This is a genomic window from bacterium (assembly GCA_016708315.1).
Classification (GTDB): domain Bacteria; phylum Zixibacteria; class MSB-5A5; order CAIYYT01; family CAIYYT01; genus JADJGC01.
The window spans coordinates 463,826-488,033 of sequence record JADJGC010000003.1 but is presented as its reverse complement, the minus strand read 5'-3'; the positions used below and the strand labels follow the sequence as shown (position 1 = coordinate 488,033).

General features: G+C 50.4%; 22 protein-coding genes and 2 pseudogenes. 15 read left to right on the top strand and 9 right to left on the bottom strand.

The features are described 5' to 3' along the window. Positions 1 to 233: 233 nt before the first annotated feature. Together IPH59_05205 and IPH59_05200 are read left to right on the top strand one after the other, a co-directional pair. A complete protein-coding gene (locus tag IPH59_05205; protein ID MBK7091104.1) occupies positions 234 to 1,379 on the top strand; it encodes a hypothetical protein in 1,146 nt (381 codons plus the stop codon). A gap of 40 nt (positions 1,380 to 1,419) precedes the next feature. Continuing rightward, positions 1,420 to 1,875: a GNAT family N-acetyltransferase gene (locus tag IPH59_05200; GenBank protein MBK7091103.1), complete on the top strand. Its 456-nt coding sequence runs from the start codon at positions 1,420 to 1,422 to the stop codon at positions 1,873 to 1,875. A gap of 633 nt (positions 1,876 to 2,508) precedes the next feature. Here the strand turns inward: IPH59_05200 and IPH59_05195 are convergent. Together IPH59_05195 and IPH59_05190 are read right to left on the bottom strand one after the other, a co-directional pair. After that, positions 2,509 to 3,003: a CIA30 family protein gene (locus tag IPH59_05195; GenBank protein MBK7091102.1), complete on the bottom strand. Its 495-nt coding sequence runs from the start codon at positions 3,001 to 3,003 to the stop codon at positions 2,509 to 2,511. Positions 3,004 to 3,451: 448 nt separating this feature from the next. Beyond that, positions 3,452 to 4,000, bottom strand: coding sequence for a winged helix-turn-helix transcriptional regulator (locus tag IPH59_05190; protein ID MBK7091101.1), 549 nt, complete (start codon positions 3,998 to 4,000; stop codon positions 3,452 to 3,454). A 110-nt stretch (positions 4,001 to 4,110) separates the two neighbouring features. On the opposite strand from IPH59_05190, the gene IPH59_05185 reads away from it, so the two are divergent. Further along, a complete protein-coding gene (locus IPH59_05185; protein MBK7091100.1) occupies positions 4,111 to 4,344 on the top strand; it encodes a thioredoxin family protein in 234 nt (77 codons plus the stop codon). A gap of 411 nt (positions 4,345 to 4,755) precedes the next feature. On the opposite strand, the gene IPH59_05180 is transcribed toward IPH59_05185, so the two are convergent. Then, positions 4,756 to 5,061: a transcriptional regulator gene (locus tag IPH59_05180; GenBank protein ID MBK7091099.1), complete on the bottom strand. Its 306-nt coding sequence runs from the start codon at positions 5,059 to 5,061 to the stop codon at positions 4,756 to 4,758. Positions 5,062 to 5,073: 12 nt separating this feature from the next. Beyond that, positions 5,074 to 5,475, bottom strand: coding sequence for a hypothetical protein (locus IPH59_05175; protein ID MBK7091098.1), 402 nt, complete (start codon positions 5,473 to 5,475; stop codon positions 5,074 to 5,076). 284 nt (positions 5,476 to 5,759) lie between these two features. On the opposite strand from IPH59_05175, the gene IPH59_05170 reads away from it, so the two are divergent. From IPH59_05170 to IPH59_05135, 8 genes and pseudogenes are all read left to right on the top strand, one after another. Further along, complete coding sequence (locus tag IPH59_05170) at positions 5,760 to 6,368, top strand: TetR/AcrR family transcriptional regulator (protein MBK7091097.1); 609 nt, start codon at positions 5,760 to 5,762, stop codon at positions 6,366 to 6,368. Further along, a complete protein-coding gene (locus IPH59_05165) occupies positions 6,365 to 7,558 on the top strand; it encodes an efflux RND transporter periplasmic adaptor subunit (protein ID MBK7091096.1) in 1,194 nt (397 codons plus the stop codon). The genes IPH59_05170 and IPH59_05165 overlap by 4 nt, the downstream gene beginning before the upstream one ends. Next, positions 7,555 to 8,728, top strand: a pseudogene (locus IPH59_05160) (ABC transporter permease). The gene IPH59_05165 and the pseudogene IPH59_05160 overlap by 4 nt, the downstream one beginning before the upstream one ends. A gap of 1 nt (position 8,729) precedes the next feature. Beyond that, a pseudogene (locus IPH59_05155) lies at positions 8,730 to 9,441 on the top strand (ABC transporter ATP-binding protein). 931 nt (positions 9,442 to 10,372) lie between these two features. Next, positions 10,373 to 10,957, top strand: a complete 585-nt coding sequence (locus IPH59_05150) for a hypothetical protein (protein MBK7091095.1) — start codon at positions 10,373 to 10,375, stop codon at positions 10,955 to 10,957. Then, positions 10,954 to 12,450: a DNA polymerase Y family protein gene (locus IPH59_05145; GenBank protein MBK7091094.1), complete on the top strand. Its 1,497-nt coding sequence runs from the start codon at positions 10,954 to 10,956 to the stop codon at positions 12,448 to 12,450. Before IPH59_05150 ends, IPH59_05145 begins: the two co-directional genes overlap by 4 nt. Positions 12,451 to 12,467: 17 nt before the next feature. Further along, on the top strand, positions 12,468 to 13,733 hold the full coding sequence (locus IPH59_05140) for a PHP domain-containing protein (GenBank protein ID MBK7091093.1): 1,266 nt from the start codon (positions 12,468 to 12,470) through the stop codon (positions 13,731 to 13,733). A gap of 204 nt (positions 13,734 to 13,937) precedes the next feature. Continuing rightward, complete coding sequence (locus IPH59_05135; GenBank protein MBK7091092.1) at positions 13,938 to 15,560, top strand: hypothetical protein; 1,623 nt, start codon at positions 13,938 to 13,940, stop codon at positions 15,558 to 15,560. Here the strand turns inward: IPH59_05135 and IPH59_05130 are convergent. The 3 genes from IPH59_05130 to IPH59_05120 form a co-directional block, all read right to left on the bottom strand. Beyond that, positions 15,557 to 16,237: an SOS response-associated peptidase gene (locus IPH59_05130; protein ID MBK7091091.1), complete on the bottom strand. Its 681-nt coding sequence runs from the start codon at positions 16,235 to 16,237 to the stop codon at positions 15,557 to 15,559. The genes IPH59_05135 and IPH59_05130 overlap by 4 nt on opposite strands. Before the next feature lie 70 nt (positions 16,238 to 16,307). Continuing rightward, entirely contained in the window at positions 16,308 to 16,616 is a 309-nt protein-coding gene (locus IPH59_05125) for a DUF1272 domain-containing protein (GenBank protein MBK7091090.1), read from the bottom strand. Positions 16,617 to 16,695: 79 nt separating this feature from the next. After that, complete coding sequence (locus IPH59_05120; GenBank protein MBK7091089.1) at positions 16,696 to 17,244, bottom strand: hypothetical protein; 549 nt, start codon at positions 17,242 to 17,244, stop codon at positions 16,696 to 16,698. 132 nt (positions 17,245 to 17,376) lie between these two features. Between IPH59_05120 and IPH59_05115 the strand changes: the two genes are divergently transcribed. Further along, positions 17,377 to 18,570, top strand: coding sequence for an FprA family A-type flavoprotein (locus IPH59_05115; GenBank protein MBK7091088.1), 1,194 nt, complete (start codon positions 17,377 to 17,379; stop codon positions 18,568 to 18,570). Positions 18,571 to 18,579: 9 nt separating this feature from the next. Here IPH59_05115 and IPH59_05110 read toward each other — a convergent pair whose 3' ends face one another. Both IPH59_05110 and IPH59_05105 read right to left on the bottom strand, forming a co-directional pair. Further along, the gene (locus IPH59_05110; GenBank protein MBK7091087.1) at positions 18,580 to 19,821 is read right to left on the bottom strand and encodes a hypothetical protein; all 1,242 of its coding nucleotides are present in this window, start codon (positions 19,819 to 19,821) and stop codon (positions 18,580 to 18,582) included. Between the two features lie 127 nt (positions 19,822 to 19,948). Then, positions 19,949 to 21,067 carry an SPFH domain-containing protein gene (locus tag IPH59_05105; GenBank protein ID MBK7091086.1) on the bottom strand — a complete coding sequence of 373 codons (1,119 nt, stop codon included), beginning with the start codon at positions 21,065 to 21,067 and terminating at the stop codon, positions 19,949 to 19,951. Positions 21,068 to 21,225: 158 nt separating this feature from the next. Here IPH59_05105 and IPH59_05100 point away from each other — a divergent pair, with 158 nt between their 5' ends. The 3 genes from IPH59_05100 (at position 21,226) to IPH59_05090 (ending at position 24,113) form a co-directional block, all read left to right on the top strand. Beyond that, a complete protein-coding gene (locus IPH59_05100; GenBank protein ID MBK7091085.1) occupies positions 21,226 to 22,647 on the top strand; it encodes a tetratricopeptide repeat protein in 1,422 nt (473 codons plus the stop codon). A gap of 120 nt (positions 22,648 to 22,767) precedes the next feature. Next, positions 22,768 to 23,265, top strand: a complete 498-nt coding sequence (locus IPH59_05095; protein ID MBK7091084.1) for a ferritin — start codon at positions 22,768 to 22,770, stop codon at positions 23,263 to 23,265. Between the two features lie 59 nt (positions 23,266 to 23,324). Continuing rightward, complete coding sequence (locus IPH59_05090; protein MBK7091083.1) at positions 23,325 to 24,113, top strand: 3-oxoacyl-ACP reductase FabG; 789 nt, start codon at positions 23,325 to 23,327, stop codon at positions 24,111 to 24,113. Positions 24,114 to 24,208 lie beyond the last annotated feature (95 nt).

Sequence of the window (24,208 nt, the reverse complement as noted above, 5' to 3'; positions counted from 1 at the left end):
GTCACGGCTCGTTGCAGCAGGATTCATTTTGCTGTTGGCGCAGTTGTCATTGGGGGGCTGCTCTGCGCCTACCTAAATTATCAGGGGCGGCTGCAGGACTCCGGGAGAACGCCCTTAAACGGCGTACAGGCCACAACGTTTCGCATCTACGATTCTGAAACGGACGGTGCTTCAACTGTGGTCGAAACTCCAAGATGTCACTGTCGTGGATGGCCTGTTTTCTGCACTGTTAGGTGTGGTCGACGCCCTTTCCGGTAAACCTCTTCAACGGCGACCAGCGTTGGCTGGGGGCCCGCATTGGCTCCGGTTCCGAGCTTTCCCCGCGCCGGCGCATCGTTACCGCGGCATTTGCTTACCACTCTTTGCAGGCTGATTCAGCCGGCACAGCGGTGACCGTGGCACCCAACGGTGTCACTTCGACGAGCTTGGTCGATGGAGCAGTCAACTCACAGAAGATTCAAGACTTGACGATTGCGGCCGCCGATATTGCCGGATCGACCATCACCGGCGAGAAGATCGCCGCGAATGCCATCATTTCGAGCAGGGTCTTGGACGGATCGTTGCTCGGGGTTGACATTGCCGCCTCGCAGATCACCACCAGTCACGTCGTCAACGGCTCACTGCTAGGCGCAGATTTCGTCGCAGGCTCGATCACGGGAACGCAGATTGCCGACGGTTCGCTCTCGGCCGCCGACGTTGTACCGAACAGCCTGACTGGCGACGAGATTGAAGACATGTCGATCCACACTACCGATCTCAGTGACGGTTTGATAACCTCACTGCAAATAGCCGACGGCACGATTAACAGTAACGACTTGGGAGCAAATTCGGTCGGCGCCTCCGAGATTCAGGCAAATGCTGTGAGCGCCGACGAGACCCTTGATGAGCCGGGCGTGGCTCAAGCTCTCAATGGTGCGGTCGCGGGAATCGATCTTGTCGATACCAGCCCAGTTAATTTGCTTACGCGTTCGATCAATTGCCCTGCCGGCGGCTACGTTTTGGCCATTGCTTCGTGCAGCGTTTTCCTCGATTGGGGTAACAGCCGTCGGCCTTTGTTGGCTGTATCAGACGTGTCGGAGTCTTTGCCCTCCGATGTCACGGTCGTCATCTCCAAAGGAGCGCTATCAGAATTCTCAGGGGAGATTCCCGTTTCGACTCAGCGCATCTTCGCTGTTACTTCGGGAAGCAACACTTTCTACCTCGTGGGGCGGTTGAGCGACAACTGGCCTGGCGAAGTGAACGTCAGCGAAATGATGTTGAGCCTGATCTATCTTCCGAGCGCGTATGGCACAGTAAGTGGCGGAATCCCGCCTTCTCGCACAGACCAGCAAACCGGAAATGAACCAACCCAGCCTGGTGAAGGAGACACAAAAGACTAGAGTCGTACTCGGCGCCCCGTCAGAAGCGAAGCGTAGATACATGTTAGTCAGAAAATTCCTACCGAGCGACGCGGAAGCGTTAAGTCAGATTTTCATTCAGAACCTGCGGCAAGTCAATATCCGTGACTATCCCAGTGAGGCGATCGAAGCCTTGGTGAGGTTGTATACTCCGGAGCAGATAATCGAACGAGCAGGCAAGTGGATTACCCTTGTCTGTACCGATGGGCAAGATGTTGTCGGGACGGCATCGCTTGACAATGATCGCGTGCGGGAAGTCTTCGTCGCTGTGTCTCAACATCGGACAGGGGATTGGCAAGCAACCAATGCATGCCATCGAGATGATGGCCAAAGAGCAGCATCTCGAAAGCTGTACTTACTGGCGGGAATATCCGCCGAAGACTTCTACAAGAAATTGGGCTATGTCGTAATCAAGCGCTTCGATAACGATCTCAATGGAATCCCCTTGCGAGTCATCCGAATGGAGAAAGACATATAGGCATATCTGTGCTTGTGCGTCGAGCGTTCGCGCTTCGTGCGCGGCAGACGTCCTCGGTTGCCCGTCTGTACTGACTGTCGCATAGGTTACACTTTAGACCGTGCGCATAGGTAACACTTTTTTTGTTAAGTGTTGACGTTTTTTGACACTCAGGGCGAGCGCGCGGGCCCGCAATCTTGTCATAGTTCTTCTTGGTTGGGGTTTGGTGCGACAGTCCAGTTCAGCCAGTGGTATCGTCATAAAGTGGACATCATAGCAGTCGTGATCTTGTTGAACGAGCTTTTTCAGCATCCCTAACACGGGACAACAAAGGACACCAAGGGACAAACGGCAAAGACTTGCGTTATTCATTTTGTTCGGTGTTGTCCCGCTTTGTCCCGTGTTGCGGCCTGTTCTGTTAGACAGGTGTTAGAAGCCGCTTATGTCAAACGTGGATTGCCGTGGTGCTCATCAAGACACTTGACCAAATTCATAGAGAAGTCACCTCCAACGGCTTTGTGCCAATGGCTTCCATGTCATCTGTACAAATTGCCTCTTAGTTCCGGTCCTGTTGAGTGTACAGATTCAGCTGGCGGTGAACAATCAGCACTTTGGGGGCTCCTCTTCGTGAGCAGATTTGGCAGATGGTGAACGCTACCGGTAGGCCGTGATCTTGTCTACGATCAGATTGAAGGGTCCGGCTGATTTATCCGCGATCAAGAATCCTACCTGCCTTATTCTAGCGGCCACCAGAGGTTTCTCATTCTCTAGGATTCTGCCACGGTAAGTGGGAACAAAGGATGCAAAGGGAAGATCTATTTCTACCCAGATATCGTCGGTGGTTTGAAAGTCACGCTTGAACGCGACCGCATCGAAGTAGTCATCTACGTGAATCCGAAATTGGTAAACCCTCCCATCACCCTTCACTCGAATTCTTATGCCTTGGTAACCGCCAAGGACGCAATCTTTCGGCCGTGTGCGAATGGAAGCAAAACCTCCGTTGTTTTCAAGAGACAGTGAACCAGAGAACAGCAGGCAGCTGTCTTCGGTAAGCGACACCAGTCCTGTCGATACTCCACCCATTACATTGTCATTGGCCGCCACCCATCGATTGGATTCTGTACTATCTCCGAAATCAAAAAGTTGCATTGTCGAATCGCCTTGAGTTAACATCCGCTTTTCCCCGGCAAGAGTGTCAGAATTATGCGTCGCGATGCTGAATATTGCGCTACTCATCAATATCATCGATATCTTCATTATATTCATCAAACGCAACCTACCAGGTTTGGTTCCATGTCCAATACAAGCAATATCTCGTTGATCTTCTCTGAGAAACGCTCTCGATATTTGCAGATATCGCATGAGAACGCATGGTGGGGTGAGCGAACCCCGACTCGCGCTGGGGGACATAGAGTTAACTGGAGCTGTGACCAAATTGTGACAGTTTTTAGGCCTTAAGATCGCAATTGTGGATTCCTCAAGTCTTTGGCGGCCCCGACTTCACTCTCTCCAAACTTCTGTGTGCTTCCGATTGCCGATCCGGCTACACTATGCGATGATCGACGGAAGTAGATGGAAATCAATTGTTTTGAAGTGATTACTGACTTAAGTGTTCACGACAAATCAAAGTTGCATCTTTGGAAGTCAGAATCTCGCCCGTAAGGCCGCAGCGATATTTTTGAGCGTCAGATTTAAAGAAGTGACACGTATGACACACGCCGAAACTCCGATGGCCGCCGACAGCCTGCATAGCGCGAAGAAGTGCCTCAAGATCAGTCTGTAAGCCAGGCGGAAGGTTTTTCTGAGCCTCTTTGTAAAGCCCAGATGGCATCAACCTTGACAAGATGCGCTTTCCTGCGCGCGTGAGTTGAAGGTGAACTTTTCTGCCATCATGAGTATCACGCTTACGAACTATGAGTTTTCGATCCTCAAGGACGATCACCGTTTGTGATGTGGTGCCTTTGGTCAGGGCAAAATAGTCAGTGACCGACATAGGAGTATCACTGTATCGGTTAGCGCGGCTGAGATAGTGCAAGACCTGTAGATGCACCGGTTGAAGCCCCAACTCCCCTCCCAGGCGACGTTCTTCCGCCCGAAGGAGATTGGCAATTCGTTCCAAGAGAGTAAAGGCATGGCCGTTTCTCATATTTGTAATATATCGACTCGATACTATCTTGACAAGGAACTTATTACTTCTTATACTGTTTCTGTAGTATCGAGTCGATACTATATAGACCTTTAACAGAAGGAGAAACAGTGAAGAAAGCGACATTTTACCACGCTGGTTGCCCAGTCTGCCTCTCAGCGGAACAACAATTTGTTGGAGGACTCGACAAGAATATGTATGAAGTCGAGGTTGTCCATCTGGGTACCGCCAAGGCGCGAATTGCGGAAGCTGAAGCGCTGGGAGTAAAGTCCGTTCCCGCACTGGTGGTGGATGGCAGTCCATTTCACATAAATTTTGGCGCAGGCATCGACGAACTCAAATAGCCGCCACTTCTCCATGGCATTTCTAAGAGCGGGAGGTCTACTCCGCTTCCCGCTCTTAGATTGGTCAGGCATGCATGTTCAGACGAGCCCCTTGATTGGCGTGAACGATGATTAGGTCAATAATCACGCTTGATCCAATTCACCCAGCTTACTTTTTTGGGGTCATATATTGGTATGCTGCACGTGGACTGATCGACTTGACTGCATAGCAAAAATAGAGTTCTGGGAGAGCGAGAAAACTCCAATCGAATCTTGTCGGCCTGATTAATTGTCTGACAATGGAATAAATTAGGCGGCCCCGACCTCACTCTCCTCAGACTTCTGTGAGCTTTGAATTCTCGATCCGGTTACACGACACCCAAATCAGCGGAAGTCGATGGTGAACAATCGAATATAGGCGACTAACAAGTCTCATTTCGCCTGCCTTGATGCCCTGATGTACTCCTCCAGTGATTCAACATAGCTTGCATATGCTTGTCGGCCCACGACCGTCAGCGTGAAGCGCGTCTTCGGCTTCTTATCCTCAAACTTCTTCGTTGCACGAACGTATTTGGCTCCCTCCAGTTTGAGAAGATGAGTGCTTAAGTTTCCATCAGTAGCATCAATCGAATCGCGTAGAAAGACGAAATCCGCCTCCCGAACACTGGCCAGAATGGTCATGATCGATAATCGTAGGGCCGAGTGGATAAGGGGATCCAGCGGTTGAAGGGGTTTCATCTGTGAAATACGTTATTCCGTTCGCATGGAGCGAACACTTCGCCGAAGAAGATATCCTGGAAGGATGTAACCCGGAATGATAGCGGCAGCCATGATGAGCGAGTGAAAATTATCGGGGACAAGCATCATAATCATGGCCGCGCTCCACCACAGCAATGCACCTATCTTGAACGACAAGAGCCCCATAATATGGCCAGAAGAATAGACCGCAATGCCGACCAGTATTGATATCAAAACATGAATCGCCTGAGGTGGAAAATACTGGAAGATGGGGTTTCCAAGAGTGATTACTGCAGCCCATATTCCGGTGGCCTGCCAGACGCCGTCGTAACTATGTTCCGCATGGGTCCGAATACGACTGCGCTTCCGATCGCGACCTAGGCGAATTGCACTGATGATCGCACCCAGTGGCATAAGGGTCGCCCACGGAAACCAGACCACTTGTTCAGGATCGTTTGCCCGAATACAAAAACTATTAGACAGGCAACAAACACAAACGAACCCCACAGGAAATAGCAAAAGCTACGATCAACTACGGTGGACTTGGTTTGCGCGATCATTTCATTTGCTGCAGCCATGCTCTGAACGCTAATGCTACACGATGACAAAAGTGAGGTCCACGCAGAATTATCTTGAAACCTTCGGACGTGGTCGCGTATAAATGATAGTAATTGATTACTTACTTTTGGAGGTATATGATGAGCCTACGTGCCAAGCACCTTGCATCAGACGTCCGTCGCGCCGTCACTGTGGAGGCAGTGATTGAATTGGCAGCCGAGCAGAACCCGAGCGAAATTACGACCGCTGCAATAGCGGAGCGAATGAATGTGACCCAAGGTGCGCTGTTTCGGCACTTCGTAAACAAGGAAGCCGTTTGGACAGCAGTGATGGAGTGGGTAACTGGACAATTGCTTGTCAAAGTCGACCGGGCCGATAAGGGCATTGAGTCACCGTTGGCAGCGTTGGAGGCGGTGTTTTTGACGCACATTGACTTCATCGCGAAGCGCCCCGGAATACCGCGAATTCTCTTTTGTGAGCTTCAACGTAATGGCGACACGGCGGCCAAGCAACTGGTGCGGACTCTCATCAAACGTTACGGTGAACGGCTGCGCACAATAATCGAAAGAGGAAAATTGCAGGGAGAGATCGATCCAGAAGTCAATGCCGCGGCTGCCGCAGCAATGTTGATCGGAGCGATCCAAGGGCTGGTCATACAGTCTTTACTGGCAGGAGATGTGAGGCGCATTCGCAAGGACGCTCCCGCAGCGTTCGCCTTCTTTCGCCGCACCTTAAGGAGAGTGAAATGAAAGGATTGCGTATCAAGGGACGTACTTTGGCGCTCGTCGGGGTATTGGCGCCTTTGCTCGTGCTGTTCATCTATGTGGTTTTGAGTTCGGGACCGTTGGCTCCGATTCCCGTGACCGCGACTTTGGTCAGAGACAGTTCCATCACGCCCGCGCTATTTGGAATCGGTACGGTCGAGGCGCGGTATGCTTACAAGATCGGTCCCACAATCGCCGGGCGCGTCAAACGCGTTGACGTTCAAGTAGGCGAGAAAGTGCGGGCGGGCCAGGTGTTGGGTGAAATGGAGCCGGTGGATCTCGACGACCGCGTCGCCTCCCAGGAAGCTGCGCTTCGGCGGGCAGAAGCGGCCATTTTGGCGTTCGAGGCGCAGGTCCAAGAATTTTCGGCACGCAGGGCAAATGCCGCGACGCAGGCAAGGCGATATGAGCAGTTGTTTCACTCGGGCACCCTTAGCGAAGAAGAAATCGAAGGTAAGCGGCTGGAGTATCAGGTCGCCGAAGCAAACCATGCCCTCGCTCGCGCCAATCTGGATGCGGCACGTCAGGACTTGGAAAGGATCCGATCGGATCGCGACGGTCTCATCCGTCAGCGAGCCAACCTGAAGTTGATTGCTCCTGTGGATGGTCTGGTAGCATCACGCAATGCCGATCCCGGCACTACGATAATTGCCGGTCAGGCGGTGGTGGAGGTAATCGACCCGAACAGTCTATGGATCAACGTGCGCTTTGATCAACTTGGTTCCGCCGGGTTGCGCTCAGGACAACGGGCGCGCATCGTGCTGCGCTCGCAATCCCAGCGCGACATCGACGGGCGGGTGCTGCGGGTGGAGCCGCTGGCCGATGCCGTGACCGAGGAAGTTCTTTCCAAAGTTGTGTTCGATTCGGTGCCGGATCCCTTGCCACCCATCGGCGAGTTGACGGAAGTAACTGTGGCGCTGACTGCGCTTCCGACCGCGCCGACGGTGCCGAACGCCAGTCTGCAGAGAGTCGATGGACGATTGGGCGTGTGGCTGATTGAAGACGGTGATCTGCGATTTGCAGAAGTCCGATTGGGTGCGAGCGATCTCGAAGGTTGGGTGCAGATTCTTGAAGGGCTGAAGGCTGGTGAGCAGGTGGTGGTCTATAGCCAGCGAGCGCTGAGAGCCCAGAGCCGCATTAAGATCGTCGAGCAACTGCCGGGAGTGTCACAATGATCAGTCTGGCAGGGCGCGACATACTCCACTCGTGGGGCAAGTTTGTCTTCACCGGTGTCGGACTGGGACTGTTGATCGGCGTGACCTTAACCATGGCCGGGGTTTACCGAGGTATGGTCGACGACGCCAAGGCGCTCCTCGATAACAGTGGTGCGGACCTGTGGGTGGTGCAGAAGCACACGCTCGGACCATACGCTGAGTCGTCCAGTCTCTATGATGATCTCTATCGAGGCATCCTCGCTATGCCGGGCGTCTCCCGGGTCGCCAACGTCACCTATTTGACGACGCAAGTGCGCCGGGGGGAGCAGGATGTTCGCGCGATGATAGTCGGGGGTGTCTCCGGCGAGCCGGGGGAACCGGGACAATGCAGCTACCTCGTCGCAGGGCGTCAGATTACCCGAACGCACTATGAAGCCGTGGCCGATTTGGCAACCGGATTCAAGCTAGGTGAAGAGATACAGATTCGCCGCAACTATTATACTGTGGTCGGCCTGACGAGGCGAATGGTGTCCTCCAGCGGCGACCCGATGGTCTTCATCCCGCTGAAAGACGCGCAGGAAGCACAGTTTCTGAAAGACAACGACGCCATCGTTCAGCAACGCCGTCGTACTTCCGCCAGTGCGGCGATCAACCGCCCCGGGGTGCCAGGGCTGCTCGATGCGGTGATCGCTTCGCAAAACGCTAATCCCTACGTCAATGCCGTGCTGGTACAAATCAAGCCCGGATTCACCCCCGATGAGGTAGCCGCACCAATCCGCCGCTGGAAACAGTTGCAAATCTATACCCGCGCGCAGATGGAGACTATCCTGCTACAGAAGTTAATCGCCACCTCCGCGAAACAGATCGGCATGTTTCTCGTGATTCTGGCCATCGTCAGCGCGGCCATAGTGGCTTTCATTATTTACACCCTCACACTGGGGAAAATCCGCGAGATCGCGGTACTCAAACTGATCGGTCATGCAACAGGCGGTCGGTCTGGGCTTGATCGGATTCGTGGTGGGAAAAATCGCTGCCACAATCTGGGCGCCGATCTTTCCGAAGTATGTGCTGCTTGAATCCAAAGATGCAGCGTTCGGATTCTTCGCTGTGGTCGTGATCTGCGTGTTGGCAAGCGTACTGGCGATTCGCACGGCGCTCAAAGTTGACCCAGCGGAGGCGATCGGTGGTTGAGATGAACAAAACCGGAATACAAATCGAAGGACTGCGCAAACGCTACGGTGCAGGGGAAACCGCCGTCGATGCGCTCAAGGGGGTGGACATGAAGGTCAGCCCCGGCGAGGTCGTGGGACTAATCGGCCCTCGGGCTCAGGCAAGAGTACTCTGCTGAAATGCCTTGGTGCGGTGATCGAACCGACCGCCGGGCAAATGACCCTGGGTGAACAAGTGATCTACCAGGACGGTTGGAAGATTCCGGCTCTGCGCATCCTGCGCCGCGACAAGATCGGATTCGTGTTCCAGGCACCGTACCTGATTCCATTTCTCGACGTCACCGACAACGTTGCGTTATTGCCCATGCTGGCAGGACGTCCGAATGGCGAATCCCGCAGGTCGGCGCTTGACATACTGGAAGCGTTAGATGTCGTTCATCGCGCCAAAGCAATGCCGTCGCAGCTTTCCGGCGGAGAGCAGCAGCGCGTGTCGATCGCACGGGCATTGGTCAACCGTCCACCGGTAATTCTGGCCGACGAGCCCACCGCGCCACTCTGACAGTGAACGGGCACTGGCTGTGATTCGTATTCTCAATCAAATGGCGTCAATACGAAACTGCTATAATTGTCGTAACACATGACGAGAAGATCATCCCGACATTTAGGCGCGTCTACCACATTCGTGACGGTAAGACTGAAGAGGAACCCGGCGACGGACGATCATTCGACCGATGACACCCAACCCATCTAAGAGGAACGGGCATTGACTGTATATTGTTAATCCAATCCGGACTCGAAGAGTTGAAAGCTTAGAAACAGCTTGAGTGGTGGCAACAAGTATTCAACAGCGCTTCTTCAAGACCTGTTGGGTCCCCTCCCCGACGGTCATGAGTTCAAGCTACGTGCCTTCTGCCGAGCCAATGCTCTCGAAGGGAAACTTGGATCCGCCTTCTCCATGCAAATCTGCGAGAAGGGCAAGCTTCTAACAGACCGCTGACAGGTTCTGGAGACTTCTTCGCCGAAAGTGCGGTGTCTTGCCTATGGTCAATCCGCGATGTGAAATTGCCTCATCGACCAGTCCTGCTCTTCCCGGGATCAGTTCCAGTGCGGACTTTTCGAGTCGCACCAATCATTAGGCTCGGCGGCTGCGTCACTTCCGCCATCTGGCAGCGACAAAGCAAATCGTACATGGGGCGATTGCCAAGTGTGCGACGAATTGAGTCACGGAATCTACGGTCCATTTTTCAGTTAGGTGTCCAAAAAGTGTCCATGACGCAGCCAAAATCGTACAAAATAGCATGAAGTGATATGTGCAATAGCGCGCGCTAAGCAACTGCGGATAAATGACTTGCATTGTGCGGCAAGAAGTTGCGATTTTGTGGAAATAGGATTTTAAGTCCCTTGCGTCTACCAATTTCGCCACTCCGGCAAACGTTGGACGATAACGATTTACAAGATTAGTTGCAATACTGATGTGTCTATTTTTCTCAGTAATCTTGGCTAACTTTAGAATGTGATTGCTCACTGAGCGTACTTATCGCATACTGCACATATGTGCAGTATGCGATACAAGAATAGTATTACTAGTGGCCCTACTGAGAGCGATAGAACCATTGTTGGTAAATCTGTCACGGGATTGACGGCGCTTAAATGCAGATATCCTGAGATGTTTCGTGAGGCTCGGTTAACAAAACAAGCCTATCTCAAAACTGGCGACGTCCAGTTCGATGGTATGTTCCCCGGAGGAGGATTACCCTCAGGGCTTTTAGTCGAGTTAACCGGTGCCGCTTCAAGCGGCAAAACAGCGGTGCTCTTTCATCTTCTTGCTGGCTATCAGTACCAATATCCACTTGCCTATATCGATTCCAGTTCAACCTTCTTTCCGTTATCAGCCATAACTGCTGGTATCAAGGTCGAGCAGTTATTAGTAGTTACGACTGATTCGAGTTGTGAATCTGTTCGAATTGCCGAAAATCTCTTCCGTCTTACACCAACGCGAGTAATTGCTTGTGATGTCACAGGCAGAAACGACAAGCTGAAAATGGAACAGATGCACCGCCTGCGAATCATAACAACACGTTACCAAGGAATGGTGATCTTTCTTACTGATTCACGCTATCAGTTATTCCCTCCAAGCCTGATATCGTTGCAATTAACTGTTACACGCTGTACCCGAAACAGTGCAACAATGACAGTTACCAGAAGCAAAATTAGCCCCGAAGGCAAGAACATAGAAATGACTTTGGTATGACGAATCGTATCGCCTGCGTTACCATCGCTGATTTCCCCTTGTGTGTGTTGCTTAACGACATAGCTCCAAGGTCACTATACCCGTATGCCGTTGCAGAAACTGATAACCCGCAAGCTCTTATAGTAGCGGTAAATCAAGTTGCAAGCCGTGATGTGCAAACTGGAATGACTGTCGCACAGGCACGCAGCCGTTGTGCCCAACTGAGAATGCTTACTCAGGATCACAAACATGAGCAGATTGAATCAGATAAAATTCGAGAATTGCTATACCGGGTAGGACCGAATGTGGAAACAAACGCACCGGGAGAATACTATCTTGAACTTCGCGGTCTTACTCTTCTTCACGGGAGCGAGGATGATGTATGCAAAAGTATTCTTCGCTTGTTTTCACCATCGACATATGCAGTTCAGATTGGAGTTGGATGCAATAAACAGGTGGCACGCATAGCATCGCTCTTAGCTCATCCCTATGATACATTGAATGTCCCCAACTGTTGTGAGCGAGATTTCCTATCACCACTGCCTATTGCAGCACTAGGAGTCGCAACAGAAACGAATATGCAGCTCTACTCGCTTGGACTCAAGACGATTGGTGATGTTGCACAACTGCCATTGCAGGAGATCACAAGACGTTTCGGCGATGACATGCGGTGCTTGGCTGAATGCCTACAAAGCAACAGGGCGCAACCTATTTTGCCGGACGATTTCCCCGATGAACGCTTTGCAGAAATACGATTTGACGATCCGCTGAATAATCTCGAACAGCTTGAAGATAATGTTGTCTGTCTCTTGCGCTCAATGCTGGAGAAGCTTCATACTGCAGGAGAAGGATGCAAAGAAATCTCCATACTACTCGAAGGTTCGTACTGCGATCCAAAGCAGATAAATGTTAAGCTGAGCAAGTTGACTTGTTCGTTACCCGCATGGAAACGACAAGTACAATATACTCTTCACGGCATGCAGTTCACCATTGGCATCACCACAATTCGTGTAACATTGATTTCAGTTTCCTCGCTGCACTCAAGCCAGATGTCCTTGTTTTCAGCTTCGCAATCGAACGATGATTCCCCACCATCCTGCAATGATGAGCTGGAGAAACTGTCATTGAAACGCATCTCCGTAGTGGAGAAAGTGCTTCCAGAAGATAGTGTGATGCTTAACACAATGGACTTCATAGAATCGCAGAAAACGAAACACTCGGCATGCACACCACTTTGCTACTACACTGGCAGATCAATTTCGGGACTCAGACTTTATAGAACACTTCAAGTCATTAAAGTTACTACAAACAGGGAAAATCTGTATGGGATCATTAGTTCTTCAGGTGTCGAACGTGTGATACGACAGTGTTCACCTTGCTATGTGTCAGGCGGTTGGTGGGAGCGTGAATTCCAAAGGTCATACTATGCAGTCGAGACTGATCGTGGAATGTGCTATTTACTTTTTCGCGATGAGATACAATCTAAATGGTACCTTCAGGGATTTTTTGACTAATCCTTGCTTGCAACTAAATGGACTACGTTGAGCTGCATTGCAAATCAAACTTCTCCTTTCTTGAAGGAGCGAATCATCCGGAAGAGCTTGCAAATCAGGCAGCGACTCTCGGTTACCGGTCACTGGCACTAACCGATACTAACGGCATTTACGGAGCAGTCCGCTTTGCCGAAGCTACAAAGTTAAGCGGAATACATCCCATTTTCGGCAGTGAAGTGATTCTGGAAAACAACAAACGGCTGGTACTGCTCGCAGAGAACCGAACTGGTTACAGCAACCTCAGTCTTTTACTGGCTAATTCACTGCAAAGTTACCCAAAGGGCGAAGCACGTGTAGCAATTAATCATATCATGCGCTACTCAGAGGGCTTGATAGCATTGTCGGGAACGACGTTATATGAAAGTATTCTTTCGGATGACCATGTGACAACAGAGTTGACGATAAATCAACTATGCGAAACATTCGGCAACGATAACTTCTTCCTCGAACTTTACCATCATCAGTTACCACAGCATGAAAAGTACTGTAAGGGTATAATTTCACACGCTGACAAGCATAATGTCGGACTCGTAGCCACAAACGATGTGTACTACAGAACTCCCGATGACCGTCGAGTTCAGGATGTGCTTACTTGTATCAAAAACGGCGTGTCACTTGACAAGGCAAATGGTCTGCTTTACCCCAACAACGAACGATATCTGAAACCGGGGTCGCTAATGATTTCGAAATTTGCCGGCACACCCACCGCAATTGCAAACACTTCCGAGATCGCCGAACGCTGTCAGTTTGCACTTAAAGATCTTTCGACTGTTTTGCCTGATTTCCCGGTTCCAAATGGTGAGACTTCAAGTTCTTATCTACGCAGATTGGTATACGACGGCGCCATCCGCCGCTGCGGCGAACTGTCCGAAGTTGTTCGAAAACAGCTTGACCACGAACTCACGATTATTGACCACTTGAATCTGTCCGGCTATTTCCTCATTGTTTGGGATATCTGCCGATTTTGTCGCGAACGCGGAATTCTATGCCAGGGTCGTGGGTCAGCAGCCAATTCTGCCGTTTGCTATAGTCTTGAAATCACTGCAGTTGATCCGATAAAGCTCGAGTTGTTGTTTGAACGATTTCTCTCGGAAGAACGAAGAGAACCGCCAGATATTGATATTGATATCGCTTCCGATCGCCGTGAAGAAGCAATTCAATACGTGTATGCGAAGTACGGGCGTGATCATGCTGCAATGGTGTGCAACGTCATTTGCTATCGGCGACGTTCGGCAGTTCGCTAAGTAGCAAAAACTCTTGGACTCTCTGCGAGTGATATTGACAAACTTGCCAAGTGCCTTGATCATTTCACAAACGACCTGAAGGAAACTGAGGTACGTTTTGCCGAACAAGGCATCGATCTTGCCAACAAGCGAATACGATTACTCATAGAACTTTCGCGAAGGTTGCAGGGCTTCCCTCGTCATCTTGGAATTCACTGCGGCGGTATGATCGTCACCAAGACTCCATTAGCCGAGATTGTGCCAGTCGAAAATGCAGCAATGCCCAATCGTACCGTCATCCAGTGGGACAAAGACGATTCTGCTGACATGGGTTTGGTAAAGATCGATTTGTTGGGGCTGGGAATGTTGACACTGATTGATCTTGCGCTTAAGCTTATTCTCCAACACCGCGGCGAGACAATTGACATCAGCAAGATTTCTTACTCTGACAGCAAGGTTTATGATCTGTTATGCAGTGCCGACACACTCGGCGTTTTTCAAGTAGAATCGCGGGCACAGATGAATACCTTGCCGCGAATGCGGCCGCGCTGTTTCTACGATCTTGTGGTTGAAGTTGCGATTATACGCCCCGGACCGATTCAAGGGAAAATGGTACACCCATATTTGCGTAGACGCAACGGCGAAGAGCCGGTGAGCTACTTGCACCCTTCGTTAGAACCTGCACTTAAGCGCACACTGGGAATCCCACTGTTTCAGGAGCAAGGCATTCGCGTGGCGATGACTGCCGCGGGCTTTTCACCGGCACAGGCAGATAGTCTGCGAAGGTCAATTGGGCATCGTCAATCAAAAGAACGGATAGCCGCACTTAAGGAGTCACTAATAGTAGGCATGGGCAGAAACGGTATCGATGCGAGTACTGCAGAGCAGATATATAATCAATTGGCGGCATTCGCGGATTTTGGTTTTGCTGAATCCCATGCAGCTTCATTTGCGTTGCTTGTTTACGTTTCCGCCTGGCTCAAGGTGTATTATCCGCTTGAATTCTACTGTGCCTTACTAAACGCTCAACCGATGGGATTCTACACCACGGCGAGCATTGTCTATGAGGCTATGCGAAAGGGTGTAGAGATAAAGAATGTCTGCATAGTTAACAGTGACAAGGATTGTACCATCGAGGGCAACGCCATTCGCCTTGGCCTAAGCCATGTGCTTAGTCTCGGATCAGTAGCTGCTGAACGTGTGCTGGCAGAGCGCCTAAATTCGCCGTTTAGCACTCTTAAGGATTTCATATTGCGAACAGCGTTGTCCAAACATCAGTTTGAACAACTTGCACAGGTTGGTGCTTTCGATTGTTTTGGAGTATCACGACGCGAGGCTCTTTGGCAAGTTCTCTCGTTGGTCCGGCAATCTGGTTACGAACTGGAATTGGTGTCAGCCTCTGCTGGTTCTGAGTTACTTCCCTCAATGCGTCCCATTGATATTGTGCAATCCGACATATTCGGGCTTTCGTTGTCAACCGGACCACACCCAATGGCATTGGTGCGTGATGTACTACGAAAGGAACATGTCATGTCATCTCAGGATCTGCGTGATGCTCCCGATCGCCGTTCCGTTTGCGCCTGCGGTATGGTAGTAATCAGACAACGACCGCTGACGGCAAAGGGATTCGTGTTTATAACTCTTGAGGATGAAACCGGGTTCGCTAACATTGTAGTCAAACCTGATCTCGCCAAACGATTCCGCAGAGATGTCATCTACTCGAATGTGTTGTATGTCTGGGGGAAGATTGAACGGAAAGACGGAGTGGTCAATGTCGTTGGCGAGCGCTTTCGATCAGTAGCAATTGACGGCGACAGTATCAAACTGAAATCGCGCGACTTTCACTAATAATGAACAGGCTCAATGCACTCACTCGAATCGTTGCGCGGTGAATTGACGAACTTCGACACCTCATATACTCCCAAATCGTCATTCTGATATGGCTGAATTAGTTCTGCCGCTGCTGAATCATCCCCTTCCAGCCATAGTTGTTCTGATTCTCGCGCAAGTATAACCGGCATACGATTGTGAACCTGGGCAGCTAATGGACTTGGCTCGGTGGTAATTATTGTAAACGTCACCAATTTTTTTCCATCAAATCTTTCCCACGAATCCCACAACCCTGCAAATGAAAACGGCTCGCCGTTATTAACTGTGAAATACATCGGTGCCTTGATCTTCTTGGTCGGACGAGATTCGGGCAGCTCCTTCCACTCGTAGTACCCGGTTGCCGGCACCAAACACCTACGGCGTTTGAACGACGCGCGAAAACTCGGCTTCTCCCTCACTGTTTCACCGCGAGCGTTAATGAGTCGATTTCCGATCGTTTCATCCTTTGACCATGAAGGTACCAACCCCCAGCGCATTAACTGAAGGACACGCTTGCCTTCATCGATTGCGACGATTGGGCTTTCCTGCATTGGAGCAATGTTGTAACGCGGTCGAAAAGTAAAGTCAACGTCTATGAAGCCGTACTGCAGAAGCAACCGCTCGTGCTCGAGTGCCAATGTAAAACGTCCACACATACCGCCTACAATATGCAATCTGACTGGATAAGATGCAAGAGCAAGATGCGATTCGGTGTCTACTCATGGACTAGCGGTTTTCTGGTGCAATCATCTTGATTTGTGCTGCAAAACTTGAGTGTGCCCCGATGTCAACTTGCCTGTGCTTTGTCACTGTGCTTGCAGGATCCTTGCCAAGGAAATTGTCTCCCTTCCAGTTTTTGGAAGGTCTAATCGGGCGAGGTTGAAATCCGCCTCCGCAATTCGGACAGACGTTGCCCAAAACATCATCTGCGCAGCTTGCACAAAACGTGCACTCATAACTGCAAATGCGGGCTTCAAGCGAATCAGGTGGCAAGGATCTGTTGCAGTTCTCGCAGGTTGGTCTTAGCTCCAACATTTTGTCTCCTTTTATTGATCAGGCCACTTTTTTGAGGTTTTTGCTGTTCTGGAATCAAAGATTCTGTGCACACGCCCTGTTACAATTGGGAGTTTATGTGAATTCTCCCCGCTTCAAACTGCGGAATGATTGTCTCTGCCGTTAGAGAAGTATCCGAGAAACCGAAAGGCAAAGTAGGATTTACCAGAAGGTCGATTGAGACATTGGTGTCCGGAGCATTGCCGAAGACCCAAAAATGCAAGGTAGCACATAGACCGCTTCCAGCACCTACTCCCAACGTATCAATTGATCCGACTTGTATTGTATCATGACGCGTGAAATACCTATTCAAAAAGAACTTTTCGCATCTACCGCCGACAAACGATACAGAATCGCAACGCATCAAATCTGACGGGTAATGAAGTGGTAGGCTCAGAGCTGCAATTGGCTTGTTGTTTTCGAAGTAGATTGGGATACTAAACTTATCGCCGCCGGTGACATTGAAGTCTTGAGACATCGATACTTTGTTGATGAGCGGTTTGTCTGGATCCGTAGACTTGCCGCATCCGTGGAAGAAGCTCCCCACCGCCAAGAACGTTAGTAAAGTAGCGCAAGTACAGGCAATGATATTGTTATCGGTTGTCTTCATCTGCAACAAATACGATTCCAAGGCAAAGTTGTGCAATCCCTTTTTTTGGGCTTATTCCTGCTCCTGTTTCGACCGAATACGGTTGCAATAGTCCCTTTTCACGTGTATCTTAGGGGCTTTGGAGGAGAGATAATGTCAGCATTACAGATAGCGGAAGGAATAAACTGGGTTGGTGTCAAAGACCCGGGACTGCGCATATTCGACTTGTACGTAAAAACGACCTATGGCACTACTTATAACTCATACATTGTTGCAGGAGAGAAAGTCGCCCTCATTGATGCGGTAAAGGACGGCTTTGAAGAGCAATTCTTCAACTCGATTACGGAGATCATGCCGATCGAAAAGATCGATTACTTGATAGTCAACCACAATGAGCCAGACCATTCCGGCGCAATCAACGAGGTTCTCAGACGAAATCCTCGCATCCAGCTTGTCTGTTCCAAGCCGGCTGTTCCTTTCTTGAGGAACATCATAAATGATGACGCGCGGCCAATCGAGGGAGTCAAAGGTGGAGATAGGCTGGATTTGGGCGGCCTCTCGTTAGAGTTTCTGTCCGCGCCGTTTATGCATTGGCCCGACACTATGTTCTGTTATTGCCCCGAGCAACAGGTCTTGTTCTCCTGCGACGGCTTTGCTGCACACATTTGTCCCGAAGATTCCATGTTTGCAAAGGTCGGCGATCCAGTCCTTGAACACGAAGCGTGGTATTACTACGATTGCATTATGCGCCCGTTCGCCCCATTCTCGCGCAAGGCTTCCGAAGGCGTAATCAGTAAGGCAATCTCGGTAGTTGCGCCGTCCCATGGTCCTATCAATGCCGACCAACCCAAGTACTTCATCCAGAAGTATCTGGAATGGACACAACTCAAGTTCAAGTCGAGCAAGAAGATCATAGCGATGTTTGTGGCTTCTTCCTATGGCAACACGAAGCGCATGGGTGACACAATCGCGGCTTCATTTCCGGCTGACCAATTCGAAGTCCATCAGTTTGATGCAATGGATGTTTCCGGCGAGCGCGCCCGCGATATAATGGAGGCAGCGGATGGAATCATCTTTGGAACACCGACTTTTGCTGGCGATGTGGTTAAACCAATTTGGGACATAGCGCACTTGTTGCCGTCAGTTTCGAGTACTGGCAAGAAGGCCGCCGCTTTTGGCTCATACGGTTGGGGCGGTCAGGCGCCGGAGATACTCGAAGGGTATCTTGAACAACTCAAACTCAAGGTACTTAAGCCGGGTGCAAGAGCGCGGCTGGTGCCCTCAACGACAGAGCTTGATGAATGCCGCGAGTTTGCTGGGAAGTTTGCAGAATTCGTAATTGGATGAAGAAGACGCTCAGACTTGGGCAAGTGCCTGTCGCTCGATTGTAATCGCCGAAAGTACTGAGTCAACGAGGAAGTAACTCTCTGTATGGAATGGCACAAGCAGAATCGTGGCACTTCCGAAGATCAGATTCAAGTCTTTGATACTTCCCTCCCGCCGTTTTAGGTCCTGTCGGGCAATGATCGCGTGGGCAAGTACTTTGGCTTCCTTAAGACCGACATTCGCAGGCGCCATCTCGGACTCAATGGCACCTTCTGGAGCGAAATCTATTTGAGAGGCAGACGCAGACAGACGTGACGATAGGCGCCACATCGCCTCGAGGTTCTTCACGCGAAATGCGGGAACGACAATCTGCGTAAGCTCGCCCCCACTCCCTGTCTGGTAATCGAGCCGCCAGAACGGCATCAATGTGCTCTTCACGTTGCCGCCGGTCGCGGCAACGTGAATCTTCTTATCGTACTCTGAATCAGTCTCGAGCGAACAAATTGAACCGCAATTCCGGCAACAGTAAATGAACGAGTTAAGCGTCGGCAGGTCCTCTCCGCAGTTCGTGCAACGATGCAGTTCGACTCCAAGCTTGCCGTAGCTCTCCGTATCCTGAACATCTGCTGGCGCGACCGTCGATTCCACGACCGCTTCGCCTACAACTCGAGATGCAACTGCGTCGATAACGTAGCTTATCACCTTTCCACGAACCGCAAATGTAAGTTTGTAGTACGGGAAATACACAAGCGCAGCCCGAAGTCCAAATAAACGCGAACCGTCTCGATTGTACGTCGCGTTTCCAAAGTCTGTGAGTTTCTGTACTCCCTTTTCGGCTTGCGCGTACGCGTGTTGGATAGTTGTTTCGACCGGATTAATCACGTACTCGTCGTCATCACGGAGCCCGTCAAACGGTTTCATGCGAATATAGTCTGTTCGCATTCCTAATGAATAAGGAAAAAGATCAGACGCTGGCGATGCTGATATTGTCACCAGGTGCGGGGTGAGACTTATCTCCTGTTTGACTTCTTCAACCTGTTCATATTCCCTGGCGTCGCCGTATTCGGTCACTTCACGCCGGACATCAAGTTTGTGCCTCAACTTTAGGATAAGCGAATCAAACTTCCAGTATGGTTGGTACACTGATTCCACAGATATCGATGCAGGAGACAGTTCGCGATCCTGTTCCTTGAGGAAGCGATCCAGATAAGGCCGTGCCTGCATAGCGCTCAGTTTTGGCTTGATGATGAATGCCGGAGGCAGAGCGGGCATGGAAATTCGAAGCGCTGAAGAACAGTGCCTGCAGCGGATGGTTGCAAAGTCGTCTTGAAGGCTGAGTTCACCGCCGCATCCTGGACAGCTGACATCGATTCCGAAGCCAGCCCTACTCGGAGATTGATTAACCATTGCCTACTGACTTGCCGCAAGAGCCGCAGAATTTTGATCCGGCGATGAGGTCAGATTGACAGTGCGGGCAAACCGCTTTGACATCCAGACCTACACCACAATGCAAGCAGAACTTCGCTTCCGACGGCAGTTCCTTCTGACAGCCGGGACAGACATTCTGAGTAAACATTGCGTGTCCACAGCGATAGCAGTACCGCGATTGTTCCGGAGTGTCCGTGTGGCACTTGGGACAAGTTACGGTGGCTATAGGTTGGCTGCGCAGTTCCTGCTGTTCCGGGGAAAATGCCCTGGAGAGCATCGTCGGCATCATCACACCGACACCTGCAGCCATGCCGATTGTGTTGCCTGTAGCGCCTGCAACACCTGAGCTTGCCAATCCTCGTGCCATCTCGAATTTTAAGAATTTGTCCAAGTCCCCAATAGCTTCCATACCAGAACGCTGGTCAATGAGCTTCGACACCTCCTCGGGAGGAGTGATTGATGCAATGTAGAAGTCAATCAACTCGAGTCCGTATTTGTCGAATTCGCTTGCCACGATAGCTTTGAAGTCGCGAGCCAGTTCATTGTAGTCGCGCGGCAGGTCAATAATCGAGTCCAACTTCTCACCCAGCATGTCGTTCATGCGGGCAATTATCACGTCGCGCAAATAGCCCTGAATATCGTCAGTGGTGAATCGGGACTGACGTCCAACTATGGAGTTAAGAAACAACATCGGTTGCGAAACCCGAAATGTAAACGCACCGTGGCCGCGTAGCCGGATAAGGCCGAGTTTACTATCTCTGAAAGTTACCGGGTGACGAGTTCCCCACTTCAGATTCGTGAATGTTTTCTGATTGATGAAATAGACTTCCGCTCGAAACGGTGACTCAAATCCCCACGGGAGCGAAAGCAATCGAGTCAAGATCGGAATATTGAGTGTCGTGAGCGTGTGACGGCCAACGGTAAACGAGTCGCACGCGTGTCCATCCTTGAAGAATACTGCGAGCTGACTATCGCGAACAATCAATTGGGCACCGAGCTTAAAATCTGCCGATCCTTCTTGAGGAATGCGATGAATAATCTCTTCGCCGGCAGGATCCATCCACTCAATGATTTCCATTAACATCGACATAGGTAGTTCCTTTACTGCTGGGTTACCTCTCCATTTTCGACAGAGTTTCTGTCAGACTTGAATGAGTTATGTAATTGGGGTGTACTTGTCAGGACTCAAAAGTGGTTGTCCTTGCGTTTCAAATTGATATGCTTCAACAGCCTATGTCGCAACACAACTTGAATCAAAACGACTTGACGGTTCAACGGGCCGAATCGCTGCTAAGAACGGGACAGTTTGTCGATGCTGCAGCACTATTTGAGAGGATTCTCACCCAGTCTCCGAACAATTTCGAGGCAATTCGCGGGATGGCGGAGGCATGCTATGCACTTGGCGACAAAAGTAGCTCGCGTCACTATTTAAATCTCGCACTTCAACTGAGCCCCGAAGATCCAAGATCGCTAAACAATTCAGGAGTACTCCTCTTTCACGACAAGCAGTACGAGATGGCAACGGAACATCTTGCTCTTGCCGCGTCGATTGATCCCGATTTTGCTGAGGCTCATTTCAATCTTTGCACTACGCTCGGCCGCTTGACGCTAAAGGATCAAGAGTCGTTCATTCGACCAGAACAGCTAATGCAGTCGCTCCGTTGGATTTCTGAACACGCTGCTGATCAAAGTCGCCAAGAGCTGGTATTACTCAATGAGAGTCTCAGAACGTCCTTGCTCGATCAATACAGAAATTCCTATGAGAAAGCAGGCTTGAGAGTTCTGTTGCACTCGCCTTCATCAAGCATGGGAGCACTCTACTACATTTTCGAGAGCTGGTACCAATGCCTCAATTTTATGGGCATAGAAACCAAATTGGCAATCGCTGGGTATCCGATAGATGAACTTGTCGAAAGCTTCAACCCCAACGTCCTGTTATCGGTAGATGTCCCTCAGGTCGCGGGAACAATCAACCGGCGATTCCTGTACGGACATTTGAACCGCCATCCGTTACTGATTGGGCTTTGCTCCGAGTTTCAGGCTCCGCAACAAAACGCAGACTTTTACGTGACTTTTCATCTTGATCCGCGTCGCGATAAGCAACTGGGTCGGTTAGCATTGCCCATCTTATCGTTGCCCTTTGCCTTCAATCCACTCCTGCATCGTATGTTACCCGCGCACCCAGTTTTTGATTACGCTTTTGTGGGGACAAATAGTCCAATAAAATTACAGCAGACTCAGGAGTATCTGCTCCCAATTGTGACAACGTTCTCGGGTATCCTCGCAGGCACAGGTTGGCCCGGTAGATTTTCCAATCTGAATCAAGCAGACGCTTCTTTCCTGTACAATTTTGCCAAGGTATGTCCGAATTACCATCTGCAAGCACAAAAAGCGACATACAATGAAGTTAATGAGCGTACTCACGTCTTGCAGGCATGCGGCGCTTTTCAGCTTTGCGACTTGCCGATGGCAGCTCCTGATGTGTATAACGAGGATGAACTGGTGACCGCGAAGTCTCCGGCAGAATTTGCGACCTTGTTCAGATATTACCTCGACGAACCTGAGCAACGAAACGAAATTGTAAGGCGTGGGATGGTCAGAGCCTGGGGGGCATACTCGCAATTCCACGTACTCAAGAGATTTGTCGAGTTTGCAGCAGAAAGAATTTGATTATCCGAGCTGTTATGCTAATCTTTTCACCAATTGGGACATAACAGGCTACGTACGAACTTAGATTGGAATTTCAACCACACGCCAAAACGTGTGCATAGATTTTGAGGAGACAAGAAAATGATGATTTCTGAAGCCATGTCGGCTAAGCTGAACCAACAAGTCAAAGAGGAGTTCTTCTCCTATTGGACCTATCTAGCTATGTCGTACAAACTCCATGAAATGGGTTTTCGCGGTTATGCAAAGTGGTTCGAGATGCAGGCCGGCGAAGAGATGTCCCATGCGACCAAAATAGCCGGCTACTTGGTCGAAGTCGGCGCTGCTGTCAAATTGGGAACGCTCGAGACCCCCAAAGCGGACTATGGGTCTGTCAAAGAGATCGTACAGACCGCGTTGGATCACGAGAAGAAGATTACACGACTGATCAACGAATGTGTCGATCTCGCTGCGAAGGAAAACGACCATGCGACCGGCAATTTCCTTGCTTGGTTCGTTGACGAGCAAGTTGAGGAAGTCGCCACAGCACAGCAATTGCTCAATCTCGTCAGCCTTGCGACCGAGAAGATTCAGTTGTTGATGATTGAAGGCAGAATCTTCGAACTTCGCGGCAAAGGCTAAGTCGATTTTCTTTGTTTGATTCTTAGAACGGTCACTTTCCAAGTGACCGTTTTTTTGTTATGGTACGGCTTTCGGATAAGGAGCATAGATTTGTGTTAGGATTAGAAGATCAAGTCGTCATCGTTACCGGCGCGTCGCGCGGAATAGGCAGATCGGCTGCAATACTGTTCGCGCGGTGTGGATGCAATGTCGTTGTCAACTACCTCAGCAGTGAATTGGCTGCTAACGAAACCGTGAAGTTGGCCTGTGCGGCCGGAACCAGATGTCTCGCCTTTCGCGCAGATGTCTCGCGGAAATCTGAAGCTGAAGCAATGATCGACTTCACGAAAAAGGAATTTGGACGAGTCGATATTCTTGTCAATAATGCAGGAATCTGGAAAGAAGCTGCGATTGATACTATGACCGAATCTCAGCTCAATGAGATGCTCGACATTAATGTCAACGGCGTGTTTTTCCCCACATCAGCCGTTGTTCCAGGCATGAAGGCGCAGAAATCCGGAAACATCATAAACATTGCATCAACTGCCGGTCAACGGGGCGAGGCGCTTCATTCTCACTATGCCGCATCCAAAGGAGCGATTATCAGCCTGACCAAGTCGCTGGCACCGGAACTGGCTCCTTACAATATTCGAGTAAATTGTGTTGCACCCGGTTGGGTGGATACGGACATGAGCCATGACGAGCTGATAGCCCCGGATGCACAGCGCCACCTTAAGTTGATTCCGCTTGGCAGACCGGGCACCCCCGATGAAATTGCCGGCCCAATTGTCTTTCTCGCATCAAATTTGTCCACATTCATTGCTGGCGAGATTCTGAATGTCAACGGCGGCGCAGTTTTGTGTGGCTAATGATTTCGGATTTTCATATATTCCCGCCCAATTGACTCAAGAAATTCGTCGGTGATGTGCGACAAGAGCTTAATCTTGCTTCCGGCTGAATTTAT

Excerpts from the sequence above, each read along its gene's own strand:
- IPH59_05200 (MBK7091103.1), top strand. The coding sequence starts at position 1,420 with ATGTTAGTCAGAAAATTCCTACCGAGCGACGCGGAAGCGTTAAGTCAG.
- IPH59_05195 (MBK7091102.1), bottom strand. The coding sequence starts at position 3,003 with ATGCAACTTTTTGATTTCGGAGATAGTACAGAATCCAATCGATGGGTG.
- IPH59_05190 (MBK7091101.1), bottom strand. The coding sequence starts at position 4,000 with ATGAGAAACGGCCATGCCTTTACTCTCTTGGAACGAATTGCCAATCTC.
- IPH59_05180 (MBK7091099.1), bottom strand. The coding sequence starts at position 5,061 with ATGAAACCCCTTCAACCGCTGGATCCCCTTATCCACTCGGCCCTACGA.
- IPH59_05175 (MBK7091098.1), bottom strand. The coding sequence starts at position 5,475 with ATGCCACTGGGTGCGATCATCAGTGCAATTCGCCTAGGTCGCGATCGG.
- IPH59_05170 (MBK7091097.1), top strand. The coding sequence starts at position 5,760 with ATGAGCCTACGTGCCAAGCACCTTGCATCAGACGTCCGTCGCGCCGTC.
- IPH59_05165 (MBK7091096.1), top strand. The coding sequence starts at position 6,365 with ATGAAAGGATTGCGTATCAAGGGACGTACTTTGGCGCTCGTCGGGGTA.
- IPH59_05150 (MBK7091095.1), top strand. The coding sequence starts at position 10,373 with ATGTTTCGTGAGGCTCGGTTAACAAAACAAGCCTATCTCAAAACTGGC.
- IPH59_05145 (MBK7091094.1), top strand. The coding sequence starts at position 10,954 with ATGACGAATCGTATCGCCTGCGTTACCATCGCTGATTTCCCCTTGTGT.
- IPH59_05140 (MBK7091093.1), top strand. The coding sequence starts at position 12,468 with ATGGACTACGTTGAGCTGCATTGCAAATCAAACTTCTCCTTTCTTGAA.
- IPH59_05135 (MBK7091092.1), top strand. The coding sequence starts at position 13,938 with ATGATCGTCACCAAGACTCCATTAGCCGAGATTGTGCCAGTCGAAAAT.
- IPH59_05130 (MBK7091091.1), bottom strand. The coding sequence starts at position 16,237 with ATGTGTGGACGTTTTACATTGGCACTCGAGCACGAGCGGTTGCTTCTG.
- IPH59_05125 (MBK7091090.1), bottom strand. The coding sequence starts at position 16,616 with ATGTTGGAGCTAAGACCAACCTGCGAGAACTGCAACAGATCCTTGCCA.
- IPH59_05120 (MBK7091089.1), bottom strand. The coding sequence starts at position 17,244 with ATGAAGACAACCGATAACAATATCATTGCCTGTACTTGCGCTACTTTA.
- IPH59_05115 (MBK7091088.1), top strand. The coding sequence starts at position 17,377 with ATGTCAGCATTACAGATAGCGGAAGGAATAAACTGGGTTGGTGTCAAA.
- IPH59_05110 (MBK7091087.1), bottom strand. The coding sequence starts at position 19,821 with ATGCCCGCTCTGCCTCCGGCATTCATCATCAAGCCAAAACTGAGCGCT.
- IPH59_05105 (MBK7091086.1), bottom strand. The coding sequence starts at position 21,067 with ATGTCGATGTTAATGGAAATCATTGAGTGGATGGATCCTGCCGGCGAA.
- IPH59_05095 (MBK7091084.1), top strand. The coding sequence starts at position 22,768 with ATGATGATTTCTGAAGCCATGTCGGCTAAGCTGAACCAACAAGTCAAA.
- IPH59_05090 (MBK7091083.1), top strand. The coding sequence starts at position 23,325 with ATGGTACGGCTTTCGGATAAGGAGCATAGATTTGTGTTAGGATTAGAA.